Origin of the sequence: Sporomusa malonica, assembly GCF_900176355.1 — a bacterium.
Lineage (GTDB): Bacteria > Bacillota > Negativicutes > Sporomusales > Sporomusaceae > Sporomusa > Sporomusa malonica.
Genome location: NZ_FWXI01000009.1, coordinates 23,996 through 47,849, shown reverse-complemented (window position 1 = coordinate 47,849; position 23,854 = coordinate 23,996). Strand labels below are relative to the sequence as shown.

Annotated in this window: 20 protein-coding genes and 4 tRNA genes; 23 read left to right on the top strand and 1 reads right to left on the bottom strand. The window is 44.5% G+C overall.

Features of this window, described 5'->3' with window-relative positions; genetic code table 11:
• Positions 1–73: 73 nt before the first annotated feature.
• From B9A22_RS11930 to B9A22_RS11820, 23 genes are all read left to right on the top strand, one after another.
• A complete protein-coding gene (locus B9A22_RS11930) occupies positions 74–1,693 on the top strand; it encodes an ABC-F family ATP-binding cassette domain-containing protein (protein ID WP_084575954.1) in 1,620 nt (539 codons plus the stop codon).
• 50 nt (positions 1,694–1,743) lie between these two features.
• On the top strand, positions 1,744–2,604 hold the full coding sequence (locus tag B9A22_RS11925; protein WP_084575953.1) for a YitT family protein: 861 nt from the start codon (positions 1,744–1,746) through the stop codon (positions 2,602–2,604).
• A 320-nt stretch (positions 2,605–2,924) separates the two neighbouring features.
• Complete coding sequence (locus B9A22_RS11920) at positions 2,925–3,980, top strand: GNAT family N-acetyltransferase (protein WP_084575952.1); 1,056 nt, start codon at positions 2,925–2,927, stop codon at positions 3,978–3,980.
• Positions 3,981–3,994: 14 nt separating this feature from the next.
• A complete protein-coding gene (mutM, locus tag B9A22_RS11915; protein ID WP_084575951.1) occupies positions 3,995–4,813 on the top strand; it encodes a bifunctional DNA-formamidopyrimidine glycosylase/DNA-(apurinic or apyrimidinic site) lyase in 819 nt (272 codons plus the stop codon).
• 93 nt (positions 4,814–4,906) lie between these two features.
• The gene (locus B9A22_RS11910; protein ID WP_084575950.1) at positions 4,907–5,374 is read left to right on the top strand and encodes a pyridoxamine 5'-phosphate oxidase family protein; all 468 of its coding nucleotides are present in this window, start codon (positions 4,907–4,909) and stop codon (positions 5,372–5,374) included.
• Positions 5,375–5,385: 11 nt separating this feature from the next.
• Positions 5,386–6,105, top strand: a complete 720-nt coding sequence (locus tag B9A22_RS11905) for a class II aldolase/adducin family protein (protein WP_084575949.1) — start codon at positions 5,386–5,388, stop codon at positions 6,103–6,105.
• A 415-nt stretch (positions 6,106–6,520) separates the two neighbouring features.
• Positions 6,521–6,763 carry an acetolactate synthase small subunit gene (locus B9A22_RS11900; RefSeq protein WP_084575948.1) on the top strand — a complete coding sequence of 81 codons (243 nt, stop codon included), beginning with the start codon at positions 6,521–6,523 and terminating at the stop codon, positions 6,761–6,763.
• 6 nt (positions 6,764–6,769) lie between these two features.
• Positions 6,770–8,437, top strand: coding sequence for a biosynthetic-type acetolactate synthase large subunit (gene ilvB / locus B9A22_RS11895; protein ID WP_084575947.1), 1,668 nt, complete (start codon positions 6,770–6,772; stop codon positions 8,435–8,437).
• Between the two features lie 31 nt (positions 8,438–8,468).
• Complete coding sequence (locus tag B9A22_RS11890; protein WP_084575946.1) at positions 8,469–9,743, top strand: ATP-binding protein; 1,275 nt, start codon at positions 8,469–8,471, stop codon at positions 9,741–9,743.
• A gap of 154 nt (positions 9,744–9,897) precedes the next feature.
• On the top strand, positions 9,898–10,893 hold the full coding sequence (galT, locus tag B9A22_RS11885) for a galactose-1-phosphate uridylyltransferase (protein WP_084575945.1): 996 nt from the start codon (positions 9,898–9,900) through the stop codon (positions 10,891–10,893).
• 2 nt (positions 10,894–10,895) lie between these two features.
• Complete coding sequence (locus B9A22_RS11880) at positions 10,896–12,056, top strand: galactokinase (protein WP_084576076.1); 1,161 nt, start codon at positions 10,896–10,898, stop codon at positions 12,054–12,056.
• Between the two features lie 2 nt (positions 12,057–12,058).
• A complete protein-coding gene (locus tag B9A22_RS11875; RefSeq protein WP_084575944.1) occupies positions 12,059–13,000 on the top strand; it encodes an aldose epimerase family protein in 942 nt (313 codons plus the stop codon).
• Positions 12,997–13,983, top strand: coding sequence for a UDP-glucose 4-epimerase GalE (gene galE / locus B9A22_RS11870; RefSeq protein WP_084575943.1), 987 nt, complete (start codon positions 12,997–12,999; stop codon positions 13,981–13,983). Before B9A22_RS11875 ends, galE begins: the two co-directional genes overlap by 4 nt.
• A gap of 8 nt (positions 13,984–13,991) precedes the next feature.
• Positions 13,992–15,176 carry an ROK family transcriptional regulator gene (locus tag B9A22_RS11865; RefSeq protein WP_245823966.1) on the top strand — a complete coding sequence of 395 codons (1,185 nt, stop codon included), beginning with the start codon at positions 13,992–13,994 and terminating at the stop codon, positions 15,174–15,176.
• Between the two features lie 291 nt (positions 15,177–15,467).
• Entirely contained in the window at positions 15,468–16,502 is a 1,035-nt protein-coding gene (locus B9A22_RS11860; RefSeq protein WP_217805944.1) for a galactose ABC transporter substrate-binding protein, read from the top strand.
• Positions 16,503–16,591: 89 nt separating this feature from the next.
• Positions 16,592–18,109: a sugar ABC transporter ATP-binding protein gene (locus B9A22_RS11855; protein ID WP_084575941.1), complete on the top strand. Its 1,518-nt coding sequence runs from the start codon at positions 16,592–16,594 to the stop codon at positions 18,107–18,109.
• A 17-nt stretch (positions 18,110–18,126) separates the two neighbouring features.
• Entirely contained in the window at positions 18,127–19,140 is a 1,014-nt protein-coding gene (gene mglC / locus B9A22_RS11850; RefSeq protein WP_217805943.1) for a galactose/methyl galactoside ABC transporter permease MglC, read from the top strand.
• Positions 19,141–19,301: 161 nt separating this feature from the next.
• Positions 19,302–19,961 (top strand): hypothetical protein, encoded by a 660-nt coding sequence (locus B9A22_RS11845; protein ID WP_084575939.1) that lies wholly within the window; start codon positions 19,302–19,304, stop codon positions 19,959–19,961.
• A 110-nt stretch (positions 19,962–20,071) separates the two neighbouring features.
• On the top strand, positions 20,072–22,576 hold the full coding sequence (hrpB, locus tag B9A22_RS11840; protein WP_084575938.1) for an ATP-dependent helicase HrpB: 2,505 nt from the start codon (positions 20,072–20,074) through the stop codon (positions 22,574–22,576).
• 194 nt (positions 22,577–22,770) lie between these two features.
• Positions 22,771–22,846, top strand: a tRNA-His gene (locus B9A22_RS11835).
• A 16-nt stretch (positions 22,847–22,862) separates the two neighbouring features.
• Positions 22,863–22,938 (top strand) — tRNA-Gln (locus tag B9A22_RS11830).
• Positions 22,939–23,057: 119 nt separating this feature from the next.
• Positions 23,058–23,133: transfer RNA gene (locus tag B9A22_RS11825), tRNA-Lys, on the top strand.
• Between the two features lie 156 nt (positions 23,134–23,289).
• Positions 23,290–23,374 (top strand) — tRNA-Leu (locus B9A22_RS11820).
• A 204-nt stretch (positions 23,375–23,578) separates the two neighbouring features.
• Here B9A22_RS11820 and B9A22_RS11815 read toward each other — a convergent pair.
• Positions 23,579–23,833, bottom strand: coding sequence for a hypothetical protein (locus tag B9A22_RS11815; protein ID WP_084575937.1), 255 nt, complete (start codon positions 23,831–23,833; stop codon positions 23,579–23,581).
• Positions 23,834–23,854: the final 21 nt, after the last annotated feature.

Below are 23,854 nucleotides of genomic sequence, written 5' to 3'. Positions count from 1 at the left end.
AGCTTTATTTTTGATCGAAAATATGTTACAATTATTTTTTGTAAGAAATATTTAGGAAAGATAGGTATAAACAATGATTAGTACAAGTAATTTAACATTACAATTTGGCAAACGTATTCTCTTTAAAGATGTCAATATAAAATTTACTCCAGGCAACTGTTATGGACTTATTGGGGCCAATGGTACCGGCAAATCAACTTTTATAAAGGTTTTGTCTGGCGAAGTTGAACCGAGTTCAGGAGAGGTTGTTATTACCCCGGGTGAGCGACTGGCAGTACTTAAACAAAATCACTATGAATTTGATGAATTTGAAGTGTTAAAAACAGTTATTATGGGTCATGCCCGTTTATATGCCATTATGGAAGAGAAGGATGCCCTGTATGCTAAACCGGATTTTTCTGATGCAGACGGTATACGGGTATCAGAGCTTGAGTGTGATTTTGCTGAATTAAACGGCTGGGATGCAGAAACCGAAGCAGCCAAACTCTTAAATGGCTTGGGAATTAAGGAAGAACTCCATCAGCTAAAGATGGGAGAAATCAGCAGTAATGAGAAAGTAAGGGTGCTTTTAGCCCAAGCTCTTTTCGGAAATCCTGATATCCTGCTCTTAGATGAGCCGACGAACCATTTAGATATTGACTCTATTACCTGGTTGGAGGATTTCCTGGCAGATTTCCCCAATACAGTTATTGTTGTGTCCCATGACAGGCATTTCTTAAATCAGGTATGTACTCATATTGCAGATATCGACTTTCAGAATATCCAACTGTATGTTGGTAACTACGATTTTTGGTTGGAATCAAGCCAGCTTGCGTTGCAACTTGCTAAAGAGGCCAATAAGAAAAAAGAAGAGAAGATCAAAGACCTGCAGAGCTTTATCCAGCGGTTTAGTGCCAATGCCTCTAAGTCTAAACAGGCCACCTCTCGTAAAAAACTGCTTGAAAAAATTACTATTGATGACATTAGACCTTCCTCCCGCAAGTATCCATATATTGCTTTTAAGCCTGATCGCGAAGCCGGGGCACAACTGCTGACGGTGGAGAATATTAGTAAAAAAATCGAGGACGACCAGATCCTGAGTGATATTAGTTTTACCGTAACCAAGGGCGATAAAATTGCCTTTGTCGGCCCTGAAGGAGCGGCCAAAACAGCGCTCTTTAAAATTTTGATTGGGGAAACTGAGCCTGATAGCGGCTCCTTCAAGTGGGGTGTAACCACAAGCCAAGCTTACTTTCCTAAAGATAACTCTGAGTATTTTGACGGCGTAGAACTTAACCTTGTTGATTGGCTGCGTCAATTTTCCCGGGATCAGGAAGAATCCTTTATTCGAGGTTTTCTGGGAAGAATGTTATTTTCCGGCGAAGAGAGTTTAAAAGAGGCCAATGTCCTATCCGGTGGCGAAAAAGTCCGCTGCATGCTGTCCCGAATGATGTTAAGTGGCGCTAATGTCCTTTTATTGGATGAGCCGACAAATCACCTGGACCTAGAGTCAATTACCTCGCTGAATAACGGACTGATCAATTATGAGGGTACGCTTTTGTTTGTGTCCCATGACCATCAGTTTATTCAGACAGTGGCTAACCGGATTATTGAGATTACGCCAAATGGCATAATTGATCGCCGCATGAGCTATGATGAATATCTCGAGAATGCTGATGTAAAGAAACAATTAGCAACATTGTATGGAAAATAGCATACTGTAAAAAATAATTGGCATGGGTCGAATCTAAGGAGGAGATAATAATGCCACATACAAGAAATCCTGTATTGGCTAATGTGAAGAAATATATAATTTTATTCGTAGGATCTATCCTTGCAGCGGTAGGGCTTGAAATTTTTCTTGTACCTAACCAGATTATAGATGGTGGTATTGTTGGAATTGCTATTATGTCAAGCCATCTTACAGGTATTGATATAAGTTTTTTCTTGGTATTACTGAACCTACCGTTTCTCTATGTCGGCTATAACCATATCGGCAAAACGTTTGCCCTGTCAACATTGTTTTCCATTATCTCACTAGCGTGCTGGTTATATGTATTTCATCCTGTGCCAGAGTTGACGAATGACCTATTTTTGGCAGCTATATTTGGCGGCATAATTTTAGGTATTGGTGTAGGTTTGATTATTAGAAACGGCGGTTCACTTGACGGTACAGAGATTATGGCCATCCTCTTAGATAAGCGCACTGGCTTTTCTGTCGGTGAGATTATCATGTTTTTTAACCTGTTTATCTTAAGTGCAGCCGGGCTGGTTTTTGGCTGGGAAAAGGCCATGTATTCACTGGTAGCCTACTTTGTTGCTTTCAAAATCATTGACGTCACAATTGAAGGCTTGGACGAATCAAAAGGGGTTATGATTGTTTCAGATAACCCGGATGAAATCGCCGAAGCGCTCATGGCCCGTCTAGGGCGGGGCGTTACTGTGCTCCACGGTGCTGGCGGTTTTACCGGTGAACCCAAGAAGGTATTGTATTCGGTCATAACCCGCCTGGAAATTGCAAAGCTCAAGGCCATAATTTATGAAAAAGATGAGGGTGCGTTTGTCACTATTCATGAAGTCCATGACGTACTGGGTGGCAGATTTAAGAAAAAGGCCATACATTAATACTGATATAAAAGAGATTGCTACGCTATTGCTCGCAAATGATGGAAAGTAAACCAACTGTCATTGCAAACAATAGTGAAGCAATCTCTTGTTTATCCGATGACTAACCCGCTCTAAGACTCCCTCTTCTACAAGTGGGAGTTAAGAGCGGCTAAGTCCCTGGATAAGGGCGACTAACCTTCAGGTGGGGTTAAAACCCCATCTGAAGCTAAGTCTACTTTATTTTCCTGATGAGTTATACCAGCCGGCTTTAGCGGGTAGGTGTAAAATAAGTATTTATTACCTATAATAGTTGAATAAGACTATTATAGGAGAAAGTCATGAACATGTTCGAGCATTTGACAATTGAAAAGGTACAGCGCCCTGATTTGAACCAATTGGAAAAGTTGTTTGCCAGCGCTTTCGGTGATGAGGTTGATATGGAGCAAATTAAACGCCGCATCCATCGTGCCAGGCAGTTTTATTATTTTTTACACCCTTTAAGCAGGTTTTCAGTATGGGTTAAAAACCACTTTAATATTTATGTCATTAAAATAAAGGGGCAGGTAGTTGGATTTATTCAAGTATCATACCTTAACCCTACCCAGCTGCATGTTGACTATATAGCTTTTAGCAAACAATACCGCGGTCAGGGACTAGGTACCTGGGTTTTAACCAAGCTGCTCGATGAAGCCGTTGATACCAATGATTATGATGTTGTGCTCGAAGTCCGGGTCGATAATCCGGCCTATAAATTTTACCGGCGGCTGGGGTTTAGGCAAATAACCGAAATATTGCACTATGAAAGGTCTTTGGCGTCAGGTTATTCTTTGACTGCGATGCCGGGTGAAGAACTGACTGGATTCCGGGAACTTAAGGGACAGGACCGGTCTAAGCTTTACCAATTATATCTTGAATCAGTGCCATTGCTGTTGCGGCGGGTAGTTAAGCGAGCCTATGCAGAGTTTAGCCCTAGTATGATGGTCAGAAACTTGGAGTGGCTGAAAAACTATCTCATGCGGAAGCGGAAAAAGGACTACGTGATAGAGCAGGAAGGAAAATTAGTAGCGTTGCTGACAATTAACAGCTATCTAAAGGTAGAAAGTCATGTGTTTAACCTTATCCTCCATCCGTCACATGAAGCTTTGCGCCAAGCCATCATTAGCAAAGCTGTCAGCATGATAACCGCGAATTACAAACACGGCATTATCAGCACAACGATCTATAGTGATGACTATTCCAAACAAGCAGCGTTGGAACAGCTTGGGTTCAAAAAAGACTTAGTCTATTACCTGATGTTCCGGCCTTCAGCTATCAAATTAAAAGGAAAAAGCGAAGCGATATCTGTATATCGGCCCGTACCTGGTGTCGCCAAACCGCTAAAAAAGCAAAATTAGGAAGGGGTCACTCTATGCCCGAAATTCCTGAAATTGAAACTGTCAGGATGCACATTGAACATAAAACTAAAGGTAAAATTATTGAGAAGGTGACTGTCGGCCGGGCAAAAGCGCTTAATGTGCCTGTTGATGAATTTGCAGGCATTGTGACCGGGCAACAGCTAGTTGATGTCAGAAGACGTGCCAAGCAAATCATCATAAGTCTGTCAAATTCGCACTCACTTGTTGTACATTTTATGCTTGAGGGGTTTGTGCGCCTGTTTTATTCTGGCGAAGAAGTAACTGGGAATCCGACAATTATATTTACCCTGAATTCAGGTGATCAATTAGCTTTCTTTAAACTTAATTTGGGGTATCTTCATCTTGTCCCCACTGTTAATCTTGAAGCTATGCCTGAATTGGCCAAGCTAGGCCCTGAACCACTTGCAGCGGATTTCACACTCGGAAAATTTTTGGGACTGTTAGCAAAGCGCAAAGGAATGATTAAGCCGCTCTTGATGGATCAGGAGTTTATTGCTGGACTTGGCAATGTTTATTCTAATGAAACGTTATTCTGCAGCCGGATTATGCCTGACCGAAAAACATCGCATCTTAATGAGGTTGAGCGAAGTAAGCTATATCATTGTATTAGGGATATTTTAAGTCAAGCAACAAAACTGGGTGGCGTGTACGAAGAAAAGTTTGCTTCAGATGATAAGCTTACAGGCGGTTTTGAATCGTATTTGCAGGTAGCTTATCGGACAGGACAGCCGTGTTACGGCTGCAGCCACCCGATTGAGACCAAACGCGTAGGCGGCAGGAATGCATTTTATTGTCCTGTATGTCAGCAATAAAAACAGGGTCAGGCAGCACGCCTGACCCTGAGCTATTTACCTTTGGGCGATTATTTGATATATTATACCAATAAATGGTGGGAGAGTGACAAGATGTTTAAAGCAATGAGGCGGATTGATAGACAAGTTAGCACTGATGCGACAATCGAAATCTTGGAGAAATGTGAGTACGGTGTTTTATCAGTGGTGAATCAGGAGAGCTATCCCTACGGTGTGCCACTTAGTTATGTGTATAAAGACGGTAGTATTTATTTTCACTGCGCCGAGGAGGGGTACAAATTAGATAGTATTGCTGCTAACAGTAATGTGTCCTTTTGTGTAGTCGGCAGGAAACAGTCAGTACCGGAAAAATTTACGACATGTTATGAAAGCGTAATTGTCTTTGGGCAAGCCAGCCAAGTTGAGGGGCAGGAAAAAAGGGAAGCGCTGCTGGCCTTAGTCGCCAAATATGCGCCTGATCATATGGAGAGCGGAAAAAAATATGTTCAAAACAGCGGGGATAAAACAACCGTAATCAAAATTGCTATCAGGCATATGACCGGAAAAGTGCGGCCACAGTAGGGAGGCAGAAGATGATAGAATATGAGTATAAACAGCAAATATGCCACATCGGCAAGCGCATGTATGATAGTGGTTTTGTTGCGGCTAATGACGGCAACATCACGGTTAAGTTGAGTGAGGGTGAGATTATTACCACTCCGACTGGAGTAAGCAAAGGATTTATGACACCAGAGATGCTGATCAAGGTTGATATGGAAGGCAACGTGCTTGAGGGAGGCGGTAACTGGCGGCCGTCATCAGAACTCAAAATGCACCTTAGAGTATATAAAGACCGTCCCGACGTCAGGGCGGTCGTCCATGCCCATCCGCCTCATGCAACTACCTTTGCTATTGCTCGTATTCCACTGAATAAGCCGCTTATTGCTGAAGCAATTGTTACACTTGGTTGTGTGCCGGTAGCCGAGTATGGCACACCCTCTACGAATGAGGTTCCGGATGCAGTGGCAGTTTATGTGGAGCACTTTGATGCAGTTCTGTTGGCAAATCATGGTGCATTAGCCTGGGGTGATGATTTGATTACTGCGTATCATAAACTTGAATCAGTTGAGTTTTACGCAAAACTAACGTTACTATCTGCACAATTAGGGAGTGCGCATGAATTATCAATAGATCAAATTGAAAAGCTATACGAAATTCGAAAAAAACAAGGATTACCTGGCCGTCATCCCGGAGATCTATGCGGGGTAGACTGCGCTTTACAGTGTAGTCGAAATAATAAAAAATCCTGGTAATGTTGTAATATTTGCTCTTGACAAGAGTATGGTTTTTAGGGATAATGTATACAAAGTATAGCTTAGATGTGCCGGTGTATTTTTGGTAAGATCATAATTTTATATTGTACTCAAAACAGTGATGACTGGGAGCGGAATATTCACGTAACCCGTTACAGAGAGCCGGTGGTTGGTGCGAACCGGTGCGGTGTGCCTATTCTAAATCACCCACGAACTCCCTGCCCAAAGTCGTTCGCGAAAGCTATTTTTCGGAACACCGTAAGCTGGGGCGTAGGCTCTACGTTAACAGAGCAGCTGGTGATAGCCGGCGGATGAGTGCAAAAGCAGGGTGGTACCGCGGAATTTTCCGCCCCTGTTGTGTAGGTTTACCTATGCAACAGGGGCGGTTTTATTATTTTCGAAAGGGGCGCTAAGAATGAAACAAGGGATTTCAATTACACTTCGCACCCAGGGGGATTCGCTTGTGAGGCTGACAGGGCTGCTGTATCGAAAGGGGTATATTGTTGAGAGTCTGTCGGTTGGGCCTGACTCTTGTCAAGGGCATGTTCAGGTTAATGCGGTTGTAACCAACAGTCAGGCGGCACACCGGCAATTGTATAGTCATGTTTCTAAACTTGTGGGTGTGGTAAAGGTCGAGGACTGTTACTTGGGAGGCTAGCCGCTGATGAAATTGACGGGAAGTAATGTTATCATCAATTGTTTACTGGAGTTAGGGGTGGATACCGTATTTGGCTACCCTGGCGGACAGATTATGCCATTGTATGATGCTTTGTATGATGCGCCGCTTAAGCATATTTTAACCGTTCACGAACAAGGCGCTGCCCATGCGGCTGATGGATATGCGCGCGCAACAGGCCGCGTGGGGGTATGTATTGCCACCTCAGGTCCTGGCGCGACCAATCTTGTCACTGGTCTGGCAACAGCCTTTATGGACTCATCACCGGTTGTGGCTATCACCGGGCAGGTACCAACAGCCTTATTGGGGCGGGATTCTTTTCAGGAAATTGATATTACTGGCATAACTATGGCTGTTACCAAGCACAATTTTCTTGTCAGGGATGTAACTGATTTGGCTGACACTATCAGGCAAGCGTTTGCAATCGCTTCAAGCGGGCGTCCAGGGCCTGTACTTGTGGATGTGCCTAGGGATATACTTATTAGCACTGTTGATTATTGCCTGGAAATGATAGAACCTAATTGCGTACCGCAGCCAGAAGAATATCTGCCAGGCAAAGAGACTCAAGCTGCAGCAGATGTGTTGGCTGCTGCTAAACGTCCAGTCATGGTCATCGGTGGGGGGGTTAAAGCAGGGAAGGCTGAACAGTCTGTGCTGAAATTAGCCGAGGTTAGCGGTATGCCGGTTGCTAGTACGCTCATGGGGCTTGGTGCTTTTGACGCTGAACACCACCAGTTTTTGGGGCTAACAGGCATGCATGGGCATAAAGCAGCTAACTTAGCTGTCAGCGAGGCTGATGTCATCATAGCTGTGGGTACACGGTTTAGCGACAGGGTCACAGGTGATCCTAAACGTTACGCAACAGGCAAGACCATTATCCACCTTGACGTAGATATAGCTGAGTTCGATAAAAATATAGCAGCTGATATTAGTATTTTAGGCGACTTATCTTTGGCTCTTACCCATATTGCTAATTGTTTGCCCCATAAGGCTGAGCATGGCTTAACGGCATGGTGGGATCAAATAGAAAGGTGGCGTAGAGAGTTTCCTATCATCTATCAAGAAGATCAACTGACTCCGCCCTGGATTATGCGCCATATGTCAGATGCAACACGCGAATTACCTGTAACCTGGGTAACTGACGTTGGCCAGCACCAGATGTGGGCAGCGCAACACTTGAAAATTAACAGGTCCCGCAGTTGGCTCACATCAGGCGGACTGGGAACTATGGGCTTTGGTGTACCGGCTGCCCTAGGTGCACAAGCTGGGTGTCCGGAGAGAAAGGTTGTAGTTATTGCCGGTGACGGTGGGTTTAAAATGACTGGAATGGAATTATATACTATTGTTAGCAACCGGCTTCCGCTTATTTGTGTTATTATTAATAATAGATCACTGGGAATGGTACGGCAATGGCAGTGTCTGTTCTTCGATGAGCGTTATTCTGCAACAAGCCTTCCAGAGTTCGATTTTGTAGGATTTGTGCGAGCCTGTGGAGCGATGGCTCTGCCTGCCGCAACGCCGCATGAATTTGAAACCGCGTTTGCCGAGGCGCTTGTTGCAAATATACCGGCAGTTATTATTGCCGATGTGGATCCTGATCTTATAGTCACGCCAATGACAGCACCAGGTCAGCCTATCAATCAGTTTCTTGAGTAATATACTTTGACGTTTTGCAGGAGGTTTTGTTGTGTCAGATACTTGTCAGGACCTGAATAAACTACTAATTTATCGCAACTTGTTAAATGACCGTTTGGTTAAAGGATTACAATCTCTGCAATCAGCAACACCGGGAGCATGTGATGAATATACTATTGCCGCTGAGCTGATTAGATGGGCTGAAGAGAATGGTATGGCAGGCAATATTCCGGAAAACTACTTGCTTTCTTTGCTCAGATATGACGAAAATGTATTTAGTAATTCTGCCGGAAAAACCAGCACCCAGCCAGGGCGTAGCCTGGTAAAAATAGCAGAAAGTGATGTCGTGATTTTAAAAAAATGGCTAAAAAACGGGGTAGCAGCAGGGTTTTGTGATGAGGTTAAAGCCGTTGTTGTGGATTATCATCCGGCCTGTGAGAGCCAAGACAAGATCTCAAATATATGCCGAAACCTAGCCTCGCTTAGGGACTTATTTTTGGATATAACGACAAACCATACACCCGGCGAGGTTGTCACCGCACTTACCTCTTATTATGATCGTCACGGCTGCGGTAAGTTGGCTGGTTATGATGCGTTTAAATGGGACTCAGAGCGGCGGGAACTTGTTGGCATTGAGCATTCCGATCCGGTACAGTTAAGTGATATTGTAGGCTATGAATACCAAAAAAATGAACTTGTCCGTAACACTGAGGCGTTTATTAGTGGCAAGCCTGCCAATAATGTACTGCTGGTCGGAGCTAGAGGTACAGGCAAATCCTCATCGGTGAAGGCTGTAGCCAATCGTTATTCTGATAAAGGCCTAAGAATTATCGAGATAGCCAAAAGTGACTGTAAACAGCTGCCGGAAATTATGACAGCACTTCGGCAATGGAGTAAAAAGTTTATCTTGTTTATCGATGATTTATCTTTTGAAGAGCATGAAGCCGAATATAAAATTCTAAAGTCACTTATTGACGGCGGGGTGGAAGTACGCCCTGATAATGTCTTGATATATGCTACTTCCAACCGGCGCAATCTAATAAAAGAGACATGGGATGACCGGGAAGGTAGTGAATTGCACCGGCAAGATACTGTTAACGAAAAAATCTCGCTTGCCGATCGTTTTGGTATAACATTGTTTTATACTTTGCCCAATCAGGAAGAGTACTTCAAAATTGTCGAAGAAATTGCGCGGAAAAACAGCATCTGCCTGACAAATGTCGAACTTAGGTCAGCAGCGCTGCGCTGGGAGATGTCGCATTCAGGGCGTTCTGGCCGGATTGCTAAACAATTTATCGACTATCTGGCTGGAGATATTGCTAATTAGATTTGTAGGACTTGGCGGGATATAAGCCAGTCCTTTCTTTTTTTGAATATTTTCAGAATAAAGCAGGAATTTCTAGGTTTATGATGAATTATCTAGGCAAGGACTTAATAAAGTATTTAATAAAGTATTTTCATAAACTTTTGGAGGAGCAACTATGGCAGAGCTTAGATGGAACCCTTTACTTTCAACCTGGACAATGGTTGCATCAAACAGACAAGCTAGGCCCCACCTGCCGAAAGACTGGTGTCCGTTTTGCCCCGGCTCAGGCAAAGTACCTGACAGCTATGAAGTATATAAATATAATAATGATTTTCCTGCCCTAGCCTTGACCCCGGAAGAACCAGATTTGCTAAGCAGCGGACCGTATCAGGTTGCGCAAAACTACGGCAAATGCGAGGTTATCTTATACTCGCCAGAGCATCATGCAACACTTCCGGCCTTGTCTGTTGATCATATAGAAAAATTAGTTGATTTGTTAGCACAGCGATATGCTGACTTGGCGAACGATCCAAGGGTAAAGTATATTTTTCAGTTTGAAAACCGCGGGGAAGAAGTGGGGGTTACCATGCCACATCCCCATGGCCAAATCTACGCTTATCCGTTTATACCGCAAAAAATCCAGGTCGAGCTTGACAGCTGCCAGAAATATTACGAGAGTAAGGGTAGTTGTTTACTTTGCGACATGAATAAGGAAGAAGACGATTTTAAGCAGCGTATTATTGCCGAAAACAGTAGCTTTTTAGCCTATTTACCCTTTTTTACCGACTATCCTTATGGTATATTCATTGTCAGCAAACAGCATAAAGGCAATATTACTCAATTTGACAGCCAGGAAAAACGGGATTTAGCCGAAATGCTAAAAAACATTACTGGCGCTTTTGACGCTTTGTTTAACAAACTATTCCCGTACATGATGTGTTTTCATCAGACACCGGTAAATTCTGAGGAATATGCTGAAGCTGATGACTATTATCACTTCCATATCGAGTTCTACCCTCCGCTCAGGGAGGCCAACAAAATTAAGTTTTATGCTTCGTCAGAAATGGGAGCGTGGGCGGCTTGTAATCCCATGGCGGTAGAGCAGACGGCAGTAACCCTTAAGGAAGCCTATTCCCGCTTTGTGAGCACAAAGGAGGAGCCCGGTGAGTGAAGATGATTAATACCCTAAAAATAGAATTTGCGCAGGCCTATGGGGCTGAGGGGCAGCCGGTGCAGTACTTTTTTTCACCAGGCCGGGTTAATCTGATTGGTGAACATATTGATTATAATGGCGGTTATGTTTTTCCGGCAGCGCTGACGCTCGGCATTTATGGTGCTATTAGGCTGCGGCAGGATAATCTGATTGTTCTCAAGTCGCTAAATGCCATGCCGGTAGTAACTGTTGACTTAAATAAGCCAATTGAAAACCAGTCTGCAGACGGCTGGGCTAACTATCCCAAAGGTGTTATCAAGTATCTTTTAGACAGTGGTTATTCACTTAAAGGTTGCGATATCCTGTTTTTGGGCAATCTGCCAGATGGTACTGGACTATCTTCATCAGCCGCCTTACTGGTGCTGACAGCCTTTATGCTTCGTACCGTGAACAGTGACACTGCCATTGACAAGGTTGAACTGGCTAAATTCGCTCAAAAGGTAGAAAACCAGTTTATCGGGGTTAACTGCGGAATCATGGATCAGTTTGCGGTTGCTATGGGGCAAAAGGATTGTGCCATACTGCTTGACTGTGAGACACTACAGTATAAATACATCCCGTTCGCCCTTAAAGAGTATAGTCTTGTCATTATGAATACCAACAAAAAACGTGAACTCTCTGAATCCAAATATAATGAGCGCCGCAATGAGTGCGAACAGGCTCTGGCTGTAATTCGGCGCTACACTCCTGCCGCCAATCTCTGTCAAGCTACCCTGGCTAATGTGGAAGACTATCTTACTGATGACATTTTGCGTAGACGGGCCAGGCATATTGTGTCAGAAAACATTCGGGTTCAAACGGCTGTCAAGCTGCTGGAGCAAGGTGATATTAACGGTTTTGCTCAATTGATGACTGCGTCGCATATGTCGCTGAAAGATGACTATGAAGTGAGTGGGCAGGAACTTGATGCCATGGTTGACAGCGCTCATAGAGCATCAGGGTGTATCGGCGCGCGAATGACTGGTGCAGGCTTTGGTGGTTGTGCCATTGCCCTGGTTCAAACAGATAAATTGGAAGAGTTTACTTCAGTGGTAGCTGCCGAGTATAAAACAAGCACTGGGCGGACTGCTGCGGTTTACGTGGCAGGTATTGCCAATGGCGTTAGCCTGCTTAAGGGGTAAGAATGTGTATTCAGATTAAAGTCTATAAAGGGCTTGACGCGGTAACCATTGAGAACGAGGCACTTAAACTCATTGTCCTGCCTCAGCTGGGTGCAAAAATCGCTTCCTTAATATATAAGCCACAGAATTTTGAGATATTCTTTCAACCGGTTGATGGTATTTTTCGCTTAAGTAAGCATGGCGAACCTTTTGCCGACTATGATACTGCTGGAGCCGATGAAATGTTTCCTACCATTGATACCTGTCTATATCCCTATGATGGGTATAGTGGTAAGCAGCTACCTGACCATGGGGATCTTTGGAGCATACCCTGGAATGTAACATTGGTAGATCAGCGGCTATTATCACAAGTTAAAGGGCGGTCCTTGCCTTACGAATTTAACAGGACCATTACTTTGGAAAAAAGCAGTGTACGCCTGGACTACCGCGTGATAAATACAGGAGATAAACCACTTTACGGTATATGGGCATTTCATGGGCTGGTTGCCTGTGATGAACGTACGAAAATTATTTTGCCTGAAACAGATAGTATAATTAATGTTCATAACAGCACCTTATTAGGTGCTGCAGGTACTAAACATAGCTTCCCAATGACTACCAGTACAAACGGCAGCAGCTGCCGTATTGACCGAGTGAAGCCTAAGTCTGCTAATGATACTGAGAAGATCTATGTTGACGGCAGGGTAAGGCAAGGTCAAGCAGCTTTAACGCTAAATAATAACAAGCTTTGTTACATGTTGGTTTTTCCCAAGGAGAAGGTCCCATATCTTGGTATTTGGATAAACCAGGGGGGCTTTAAAGGGGAGTATAACTGTGCACTTGAACCGGCTACCGGTTATTACGATTCGCTTGAGGTCGCTCATAGACTGAATACACTAGAGCTGCTAGCTCCTGGTGATGTATTAGAATGGTATCTGACTATTAATTTGGAGGCTTTGCCATGAATATTTTAGTAACTGGCGGTGCGGGCTATATAGGCTCGCATACGGTGCGATTATTGGAAAAGACAGGCGGTAAAGTAGTAGTATACGACAATCTGGTTACAGGTCACCGGAATGCTGTAAAGAGCAGCATATTTGTTGAAGGCGACATTTTTGATAGTACTTTGCTTGCCGACACCATTAGGCGTTATGATATTAGTTCTGTTGTTCATTTTGCGGCCTATAGCCTGGTGGGTGTTTCGATGATCAAGCCTCAGGACTACTACCATAATAATGTCGTTGGAACGTTGAATCTCCTAGATGTTATGTTGGCAAACGGTGTTAATAAGCTGGTGTTTTCGTCAACGGCGGCTGTGTATGGTGAACCTGAAACCTCACCCATCACAGAAAATGTGCTGAAAAACCCGACTAACGTTTATGGCCGGACCAAGCTTATTATGGAAAACGCTATGGCCGATTATTCACGTAGTTATGGTCTTAAATACATTGCTCTGCGCTATTTTAATGCGTGCGGCGCTGATGCAGCCGGTGACATTGGTGAAGATCACCAGCCGGAAACACACTTAATCCCGCTGATTCTCAAGGCTTGTCTGGGAAAAACTGATACACTTAAGATTTTTGGCGATGATTATCCTACCAAGGATGGTACCTGCGTGCGGGATTACATCCACGTGAACGATTTAGGTCAAGCCCATGTGCTAGCTCTAAAGGCCCTGTATAACGGTCACGAATCTGACGTATATAATCTTGGTAATGGCAGCGGCTTCACTGTTAAAGAAATTATCGAGGCAGCAGAAGCGGTAACCGGCTTAACAGCTCCTAAAGAAATAGCCCCCCGGCGGGCTGGAGATCCTGCTGTACTAGTTGCCAGTTCGGATAAAATCCGTCAGGATTTGGGCTGGCAAAGTGAATACACTGACATTAAAAATATAATCGACACCGCTTGCCACTGGCATAAGAAAAATCCTGACGGATTTGCCGGTTGATGAAAAATATGTCTGTACAGAGCCCCAATGATGGGCAAATCTTGAACATAATCAGGCGGAATGGGCCGTTATCCAGGGCTGATATTGCCAGACTAACAGGGCTGACTCCTCCTACCGTAACTAATATTACCAATAAACTATTGGAAGCCGGGCTTGTCAGTGACTATATGATAGGTGCATCAAGAGGTGGGCGGCGTCCGCTGCTTTTAAAGATTAATCCAGCTGCCGGGCAGGTAATCATTATTCATATTCGTTCATTTAAAATGATTGGTTATGTAGTTGATACAGCTTATAACGTGCATTTTGAGCAGACAGTCAGTATCAGAGGCCTGAGTCATGAGGCTGTACTTGAGCAAATACTGGAAGTGATTGATCAGTGCCGCAAGGCAGCCACTACTCCCCCATTGGCAGTCGGGGTTGTTATACGTGGTCCGGTCAGGACGCAAGAGGGTATCTCGGTATTTGCGCCCAATATTGGCTGGAAGAACGTACCACTAAAATATATTATTGAAGAAAAGACGCGGCTGCCCGCCTTTATCGAGAACGATTCTCATGTCCTGGCCTACGGCGAATATTATTTTGGGGTAGCTAAAGATGCGAACAACATGGTTTTGCTCAAAGTCGGCCATGGTATTGGCGGGGGTATTATGTTTAACGGTTCCCTCTACCGGGGTGTTAATGGCAGTGCCGGAGAAGTTGGCCATACTGTTATTGATATTGCTGGCCGGCTGTGCAGTTGTGGTAATTTTGGCTGCATGGAGGCCATGGCTTCAGAGACGGCATTGACAGATCTGGTGGTAGATGCCATACGATGCGGGCAGACATCGCTAATTGTAGATATGGTGAACGGTGATTTGGATGCGGTCACTCCAGAAAATATCTACTTTGCCGCTGATTTAGGCGACGATTTGGCGATAGGTATGCTTAGTCGTGTTGCCGGTTATCTGGGTATTGGCATTGCTAATTTAGTCAATGTTTTTAATCCCGAGCTTGTGGTTATTGGCGGTGGATTAGCCAAAGCGAGCCAATATATCGAAAAGACCGTTTGGGACACTGTAGCCTGCAAATCGTTTGAGAGTTGCAGCAGTGTGCTTGAAATAAAATATTCTACCCAAACAAGTGAAAACACCATGAAGGGTGCAGCCGATATGGTATTCTCAGAACTAGTCGGGAAGATCACCGGTCTTAGCTAGTCCTGTTAGAAAGTATAACTTTCCGTCTGGATAAGGGCAACATCGGCTTCCGCTTTCGCCAAGGCTCGGCGCAAGCCGTGTTTTCTTTAGAGGTCTTGTCAGAAATGTATTGACAGAATCTTTTGGTAGTTATACTATAATGCTGGGGAATTGCATATATTTGGTGTAAATGGTAAATATTATAAATTTCCATAAGGCGAATTTTAGTACTGCGATTGTAGAGTAGGGATAACTGGCTGATATCGCTACTTTATAATAGATCTGATCCAAAAAAAATAAGGGGGTTTTTTAGTGAAAAGGTACATGAAAGGGCTCATCGTTTCCACATTGCTTGCAAGTCTGATGGTAGCTGGCTGCGGCGGCTCGCAGCAAGCTGCTCCGGCGGGGGACAAGGCTAAATCCGTTATTGGCGTAGCTATTTACAAATTTGACGATACCTTTATGACTGGTGTTCGTAACGCCATTTCCAAAGCGGCAGAAGGTAAAGCACAAGTTGACATTGTTGACAGCCAAAACTCTCAGCCGACCCAAAATGACAAGGTAGACCTTTTCGTTACCAAGAAAGTAAATGCGCTTGCCATTAACCCTGTTGACCGTACAGCTGCCAGCGTAATTATTGATAAAGCTAAAAAAGCAAATACTCCTGTTGTTTTCTTCAATCGCGAACCGTTGCCGGAAGATATGAAGAAATGGGACAAAGTATACTATGTAGGCGCTAAAGCAGAGGAATCAGGTACTATCTCGGGCAAGCTTATTGTTGATTACTGGAAAGCACATCCTGAAATGGACAAAAATAAAGACGGAGTACTGCAGTATGTTATGTTGAAAGGCGAGCCTGGCCATCAGGATGCTGAACTTCGCACTAAGTTCTCAGTAAAAGCTGTTGAAGATGCTGGCATCAAGGTTCAAAAAGTTGCTGAAGATACCGGTATGTGGGATCGTGTAAAGGGTCAGGAAAAAATGGCCGCATTCCTTGCTGCCAATGGCGACAAAATTGAAGCCGTATTTGCTAACAATGACGATATGGCCCTAGGCGCTATCGAAGCCCTTAAAGCAAAAGGATACTTTAAGGATGGCAAATTTATGCCTGTTGTCGGTGTAGACGCTACTGCCCCAGCCCTTAAAGCTCTTGAAGACGGCACACTCTTGGGTACTGTTCTTAACGATGCCAACAATCAAGGTAAAGCTACCTTCAATATCGCCCATGTATTGGCTCAAGGCCAAACTCCAAGTAAAGACAACACCGGCTTTGATATTGTTGATGGTAAGTATGTTTGGGTTGCTTATAAGAAAATCACTAAAGAAAACGCTAACGAAGCCAAATAATTGTCTTGCTGCAACACGGGGGCAAGGTGTATTTGCCTTGCCCCCTTAATTAATTTAAGTAAACAAGCCATGGGAAGAGAGGCGCTATAATGACCGAGACTCCGGTTTTACTCGAAATGAATAACATCTCGAAAGAATTTCCCGGCGTAAAAGCGCTTGACGATGTTACACTAAAGGTGCAGGCCGGTAAGGTACATGCCCTTATGGGGGAAAATGGTGCAGGCAAATCGACATTGATGAAATGCCTATTCGGGATTTACAAACCTGACTCTGGCGAGATATTCCTGAATGGTAAAAAAGTAGATATTAATAGCTCTAAAGATGCACTTAATAATGGGATTTCTATGATCCACCAAGAATTACATCCGGTTCCGCACCGGAATGTCATGGAAAACATCTGGCTTGGGCGGTTTCCTGTAAAAGGGTTTGGACCGTTCCAGTTTATTGATGAAACTAAGATGTTTAAGGATACTGAGGCACTCTTCAAAGAACTTGAAATGGATATAAAGCCGACAGCACTTGTTGGCAGCATGTCTGTCTCCAAAATCCAGTCAATTGAAATTGCAAAAGCCGTCTCCTTTAACGCGAAAGTCATTGTAATGGATGAGCCTACATCGTCTCTGACCGGAAATGAAGTAGAGCAGTTGTTTAAAATCATTCGTGACTTGCAGAAAAGAGGAGTAGCGATTATTTATATATCGCACAAAATGGAGGAAATCCTGGAAATATCGGATGAAGTAACCATTATGCGAGACGGAAAGAAAATCGGCACCTGGCCAGCCGTAGAATTGACCACTGACATGATTATTTCTAAAATGGTAGGCCGTGACCTTACACAGCGCTTTCCAGAACGAAGCAACGTGCCGGGGGAGGTAGTGCTAAAAGTAGAGGATGCTACTTCGCGGTTACCGAAATCTTTTAAAAATGTCAGTTTCGAATTAAAAAAAGGAGAAGTTCTTGGCGTAGGTGGATTGGTTGGTGCCCAGCGCACTGAACTGATCGAGGCACTGTTTGGGCTGCGCTCACTGGCTTCAGGCAGATTCCATATAAAAGGCAAAGAAGTAAAGATTAGATCTGCGGCTGATGCCAAGAAGTACAAAATGGCTTTGCTGACAGAAGAACGACGGGCCACGGGGATATTTCCGGTATTATCTGTTTTAGAAAATACGGCTATCGCTAAGCAAGCCAAGTATGAAACACGATATTTTATGCTGAACGATGCTTGGCGGAAAAAAGATGCCATAGAAAGTATTGAAAAACTGCGGGTAAAAACTCCGTCAGTCAAAACATTGATCAAAAATCTGTCAGGCGGTAATCAGCAAAAAGTTTTGCTAGCCAGATGGCTATTAACTGAACCTGAGATATTGCTTCTTGATGAGCCAACGCGCGGTATTGATGTTGGGGCAAAGTTTGAGATATATACCATCATTGCTGAGCTTGCAAAGCAGGGAAAAAGCATTATTATGATTACATCTGAAATGCCTGAGCTCTTAGGAATGTCTGACCGTATTATGGTTATGTGTGAAGGCCGGGTTACTGGTATTGTTGACAGTAAGAATGCGACAGAAGAAGAAATCATGCGCCTCGCTACCCTGCGAATGGTATAAACAAGGAGGTTATGGCAGTGAATTTTGATGCAAAAAAGATACAAGACTTTTTTATGCAGAACGCTATCTATGTTGTGCTTTTTGTCCTGACGGTTGCCATTGCTGTGTACGACCCGCGCTTTCTATCAGTCACTACCATGCGCGATATTTTGCTCCAATCGTCTACTAGGGTAATTATTGCTCTAGGTGCAGCGTTTGTTTTGATTACCGGCGGTGTTGACCTGTCAACAGGCCGTGTTATTGGTTTAACAGCGGTACTGTCCGCCTCTATGCTGCAAGTAGCCGACTATTCACGCCGGTTTTATCCGGATATACCTGACCTGCCATTATGGCTGCCTATTTTGCTAGCCGTACTTGCAGGGCTTGTTGTCGGTGTAATTAACGGATTTATCGTTGCGAAGTTAAGTGTCCCGCCATTTATCGCTACATTAGGCACCATGGTTATTGTTTATGGAGTGAACTCTATTTACTTTGATATGAAGCCTAACGAGTCACAACCAATTGGCGGACTTCGTCCTGATTTCACTGAGATTGGTTCAGGAGCCTTAGGTACAGGGCCATACTCTATACCGTACATTGTTATTATAGCTATCTTAATATCTTTTATTGTTTGGGTTATATTTAACAAAACCAGATTGGGTAAAAATATGTATGCTATCGGTGGCAATGTGAATGCTGCTGTAGTATCTGGCATTAATGTTGGGCTTAACTTGCTTATTTTGTATTCAATTGCCGGTGCTCTATACGGATTGGCTGGTGTTCTTGAAGCTGCACGTACTGGCGGCGCAACCAATAACTACGGCAACATGTACGAGCTTGATGCCATTGCGGCCTGTGTTGTCGGTGGCGTCTCAACTGCTGGTGGTATAGGTACAGTGCCTGGGATTCTGGCAGGTGTGCTCATCTTCGGGGTCATTAACTATGGATTGACTTTTATTGGTATGAACCCGTATTGGCAGCTTATTATCAAAGGCTTAATCATCGTCGCTGCGGTAGCGTTTGATATCCGTAAATATTTGGCGAAGAAGTAAATAAGCAAAAAAAGAAACGCCTGATTTGCCATTTTGGCAAATCAGGCGTTTGACTGTCTAGTCTCCAATTTACATCTGATAGTTTTGTGTTATTATATAGTAGTGGATATAATAACCAGGTGATATATCCAGCTTTTAAAGTCAAAAGGGGGAAGTTTTACTTGAAGAGAATATTAGCAGCAACCTTAGGATTAGTTTTCGCAGGAACAGTGGCATTTGCTTCACCGTCTGTTGATTATACGCCAGGTGCGGTAACTGTTGAGCTTGGCAGTACTTTGAATTCTACTTTTAATGGAAAAGGTGCAATAAACGATTCAGTGGATGGAAAATCCGGCTTCAAATATGCTGTGGCTGCTGGATTAGGAGATAATCTTGCGCTTCAGTATAAAGGTGGACATTTTGTATCAGAAGAATTTAGCGGTATGGGGCATACAGTTCACGGCATTTCCGACTTGCATGAAATTAATTTCCTGTATAGGGTAACCCCTGAAATCTCGGTGGTTACTGGTTGGCTGCAAAATAAAGTATCGTATAATACATTTGTTAATGAAGCAAAGGTTTCTGGTATGCATTTTGGGGTAGTTGGTTCTAAAAAACTTGATGACAAGTATTCTCTTTTTGCTGCTTATATTGCCGGTAAAGAGAGTCTATTCTGGGAAGCAGGCATTAGCTATAAAATTGGACAAGATACATATTTCAATGTTTCTTATGCCGAGCGAGAGTTTAGAGATGTTGACCTAAGACCTATCGGTAGTCCGGTAGGCGCACAAGAAGACTATAAACTTAAAGGTATTAGCTGTGTAGTATCATCTAAGCTATAATCAACAATATTTTTTACACCGTACAGCCGCGAGCGTGGTTTGTACGGTGTAGTTTTTCCGGTATAATAATACCAAATGATATGATACTCTACTGCTTTATGAGGTGAGAAATGAATAGGCTTCCGATTGAAGACATATTGCCTGAGCTTAAGGCGGCGCTTAGTTCACGTGTTAACGCTGTACTTGTAGCGCCGCCTGGTTCAGGTAAAACAACACGTATACCCTTGGCGTTTATGAATGAAGCCTGGCTCAAAGGGCAACGTATCTTGATGCTCGAACCCCGTCGCCTGGCGGCACGGGCTGCTGCCCGTTACATGGCACAGTTATTAGGTGAACAAGTAGGAGAAACTGTGGGGTACAGGGTTAGGTTAGATACTCGTATTGGCCCTAAAACACGCATTGAGGTAATTACGGAAGGCATACTTACCCGGATGCTTCAGACTGACCAAGCTCTCGAAGGTGTAGGATTAATAATTTTCGACGAGTTCCATGAGCGAAGCCTGCACGCGGACCTTGGTTTGGCGTTGGCTTTAGAGTCGCAGGCCGTTTTGCGAGAGGACTTGCGACTGTTAGTCATGTCGGCAACACTTGAGGCGAAAGCTGTGGCAGATATCCTTGGGGATGCTCCCGTAATTTGCGGTAGTGGACAAGTTTTTCCTGTTACTACGCATTACCTTGAACGGCGGCTTGACGGTCGTATTGAGGCTGGCGTTGTGCAAGCCATTTTTAGCGCTCTTACAGGCAGTGAAGGTGATATACTGGTATTTTTGCCTGGTGCCGGCGAAATCCGCCGAGTGCATGCGGGACTGATTGAAGCTGGCATAGCGCAGTATGCGCGAGTTGCACTACTCTATGGAAACCTAACGGCAGCAGCGCAAGATATAGCCATTTTACCTAGTCCGCCCGGGGAACGTAAAGTTGTGTTGGCTACGTCTATTGCCGAGACAAGTCTTACGGTCGAAGGTGTTCGCACAGTCATTGATAGCGGCCTGATGCGTGTGCCTCGCTATTCACCGCGAACTGGATTGACCCACTTGGAGACTCTGCGTGTATCTAAGGCGGCTGCCGACCAGCGTCGCGGCCGAGCCGGACGTTTGGGGCCTGGTATCTGTTTTCGCCTTTGGACTAAGCTGGATGATATGTATCTTGAACCTGAAACTATGCCGGAGATTATGGCTGCTGATTTAGCGTCGCTTGCACTGGAGCTGGCCGCCTGGGGAGTTACTAGCCTGAGTCAGCTCCGGTGGTTAGATCCACCGCCTGAAGCAGCGTTTGGTAATGCACGTGACCTGTTGGGCAAGTTGGGGGCAGTAGAAGCGAATGGTGTTATTACTGCCCATGGGCGGCAGATGACCCAGACAGGGCTGCATCCGCGTTTAGCTCACATGGTACTTAAAGCCGTAGAGATAGGCTTCGCCGGTCTGGCGTGCGAGCTTGCCGCTATTCTCAGCGAGAGGGATTTCTTCAAAGGCCCAGATAATGATTTACGTCTGCGGGTTGAAACTATCCGCAAGTTAAAGCCGGGAGGGAGTGGGCTGGAATGGTTATTGCCTCAAGGTGTGGATATAGGTTCATGCCGGCGGATTAAGGCCGAGGGAGATCGCCTCAAACAGGATTTCGGCATTCCTCTTAATCCCCAGGACGACATTGAAGACTGTGGGTTAGTGCTAGCTCTGGCCTATCCTGACAGAATTGGGCAGCAGCGGGGAATCGGCAGATTTTTGCTAGAGAATGGACGTGGTGTTATTATGGCTGAATCCCAGCCACTAGCGTATAGTCCTTATATAGTGGCTGCTGACCTTGATGGTCAGGGAAGTGAAAGCCGTGTTTTTCTTGCTGCACCAGTAGGCTTTGAACAGGTAAGGCGCTATCTGGGGCAACAGATCATTGAGGAAACTACTGTTGCCTGGGATGCGGCTGCTCAAGCAGTACGAACTAGAAGGGTTGAACGGTTAGGAGCGCTGATTTTAAAGGAAAGTTTCTGTGCTGAATCCAATCAGGAAGATATTTACGCAGCACTACTTGCCGGGATTGCAAGAGAGGGTTTGTCAATATTACCTTGGACGCGAGCAGCTAGTCAATTGCGTCAACGTTTGCTGTTTTGTCGCTGCTGGGAAGAAGACGGGTGGCCGGATGTTTCGGATGAGGCATTGCTTGGTACGCTTGCGAGCTGGCTTGGTCCGTATGTTTGTGCTTTAACAAGCCGGGCTGAACTAGCACGGCTAAACCTTGCTGCAATTTTAGAAGGCCTGCTTATCTGGGAACAGCGTCAGAAACTTGAAGAATATGCGCCTACCCATGTTGTTGTACCTAGTGGTCAGCGAATACCTATAGATTATAGCAAGCCTGACAGCCCAGTACTTGCTGTGAAGCTGCAGGAGATGTTCGGACTCAAAGAAACACCATGCATAGCCTGGGGGAAAGTTCGCTTAACGCTGCACCTGCTATCCCCGGCGCAGCGGCCAGTACAAGTGACTCGGGATTTAGCTAATTTTTGGGATACCACCTATTTTGAAGTAAAAAAAGATTTGATGGGTCGCTACCCGAAACACTATTGGCCTGAAGATCCTATGAACGCTATTCCCACTAACCGTGTCCGGCCTAAAACGAAGTAGTCAGTCATCGAGTTTGAAGAGATGTTTTGTTATGTGAAAAAATACTATTGTCTTTTGGAGGAATCTTTGCTATACTAGCAAATGTCGTTAGCTGCTTTATAAAATGCTTGCACAAAGTTTGAAACAGAACGCTTGACATAAGTGATGCAGGTATGATAAAATAAATTCTGTCGTTAAACGACAATGTGTATATGGTGGCTATGGTGAAGTGGTTAACACGCCGGATTGTGGCTCCGGTATTCGAGGGTTCGAGACCCTCTAGTCACCCCAATTTTATCCATATCGTAGGGGCGTCGCCAAGTCGGTAAGGCAACGGACTTTGACTCCGTCACGCGTTGGTTCGAGTCCAGCCGCCCCTGCCATTAATTCTATGAGGTAGCTACTCCGTAGCTTTGAATTGTCTCCTGTTGCGTCTATATGCAATGGGTGTACTCCTCAACAAGCCTTGCATCTTAATAGCAGCTTATCTTATTTAAACGATGACCTACTAGCTCAGTTGGTAGAGCACCTGACTTTTAATCAGGGTGTCGATGGTTCGAGTCCATCGTGGGTCACCATAGCAATGAGCCAAGTTCTCACTAGCCGTCAGGCGAAATGAGAACTTGGATGAATCGCTTAGTTCCGAACAAGAGTAAGGGACAATATATTAGTATATTGACATAGTACATTGACTATGATAATATAACATCTGCGGCAACAAGTTAATATCATATGCGGGAGTGGCGGAACTGGCAGACGCACTAGACTTAGGATCTAGCGGGGCGACCCGTGCAGGTTCAATTCCTGTCTCCCGCACCATAAAAAACTTCTAGGATTTTATCCTAGAAGTTTTTTATGTACAATAGCATAATACAATTATTCTTGGCATAATCCTAAGTACTATAAAGTAGACTTAGCTTCAGGTGGGGTTTTAACTCCATCTGAAGGTTAGTCGCCCTTATCCAGGGACTTAGCCGCTCGCCTGTGCCCTTTGGGTATAACTCATGGGAGTCTTAGAGCGGGTTAGTCATCGGATAAATTAATAATTCCCATACTGGCTGGCCAGTTTTGTACTTTGGCAAGAAGGCTGCACCACTCGGTGGGTGTAAGTATGATCTGACCAGGCTCTAAAACATGTGCTGGTATCCGAAAGTTTTCCGAACTCCCTAAACCGGTACCGGATAAATCGCCGCCATATGCTGAAATCGCTATCCGGTCAATTTTTTTGATAGGAAGAGTTTGACCAAGAAAAAAATCCTTACTCACAATGGCTCTCATAAAAAACACCTTCCCTTCCGG

What these genes read in the sequence shown, in the direction of transcription:
- B9A22_RS11930 (WP_084575954.1), top strand. Translation starts at nt 74, where the DNA reads ATGATTAGTACAAGTAATTTAACATTACAATTTGGCAAACGTATTCTC.
- B9A22_RS11925 (WP_084575953.1), top strand. Translation starts at nt 1,744, where the DNA reads ATGCCACATACAAGAAATCCTGTATTGGCTAATGTGAAGAAATATATA.
- B9A22_RS11920 (WP_084575952.1), top strand. Translation starts at nt 2,925, where the DNA reads ATGAACATGTTCGAGCATTTGACAATTGAAAAGGTACAGCGCCCTGAT.
- mutM (WP_084575951.1), top strand. Translation starts at nt 3,995, where the DNA reads ATGCCCGAAATTCCTGAAATTGAAACTGTCAGGATGCACATTGAACAT.
- B9A22_RS11910 (WP_084575950.1), top strand. Translation starts at nt 4,907, where the DNA reads ATGTTTAAAGCAATGAGGCGGATTGATAGACAAGTTAGCACTGATGCG.
- B9A22_RS11905 (WP_084575949.1), top strand. Translation starts at nt 5,386, where the DNA reads ATGATAGAATATGAGTATAAACAGCAAATATGCCACATCGGCAAGCGC.
- B9A22_RS11900 (WP_084575948.1), top strand. Translation starts at nt 6,521, where the DNA reads ATGAAACAAGGGATTTCAATTACACTTCGCACCCAGGGGGATTCGCTT.
- ilvB (WP_084575947.1), top strand. Translation starts at nt 6,770, where the DNA reads ATGAAATTGACGGGAAGTAATGTTATCATCAATTGTTTACTGGAGTTA.
- galT (WP_084575945.1), top strand. Translation starts at nt 9,898, where the DNA reads ATGGCAGAGCTTAGATGGAACCCTTTACTTTCAACCTGGACAATGGTT.
- B9A22_RS11880 (WP_084576076.1), top strand. Translation starts at nt 10,896, where the DNA reads ATGATTAATACCCTAAAAATAGAATTTGCGCAGGCCTATGGGGCTGAG.
- B9A22_RS11875 (WP_084575944.1), top strand. Translation starts at nt 12,059, where the DNA reads ATGTGTATTCAGATTAAAGTCTATAAAGGGCTTGACGCGGTAACCATT.
- galE (WP_084575943.1), top strand. Translation starts at nt 12,997, where the DNA reads ATGAATATTTTAGTAACTGGCGGTGCGGGCTATATAGGCTCGCATACG.
- B9A22_RS11865 (WP_245823966.1), top strand. Translation starts at nt 13,992, where the DNA reads ATGTCTGTACAGAGCCCCAATGATGGGCAAATCTTGAACATAATCAGG.
- B9A22_RS11855 (WP_084575941.1), top strand. Translation starts at nt 16,592, where the DNA reads ATGACCGAGACTCCGGTTTTACTCGAAATGAATAACATCTCGAAAGAA.
- hrpB (WP_084575938.1), top strand. Translation starts at nt 20,072, where the DNA reads ATGAATAGGCTTCCGATTGAAGACATATTGCCTGAGCTTAAGGCGGCG.
- B9A22_RS11815 (WP_084575937.1), bottom strand. Translation starts at nt 23,833, where the DNA reads ATGAGAGCCATTGTGAGTAAGGATTTTTTTCTTGGTCAAACTCTTCCT.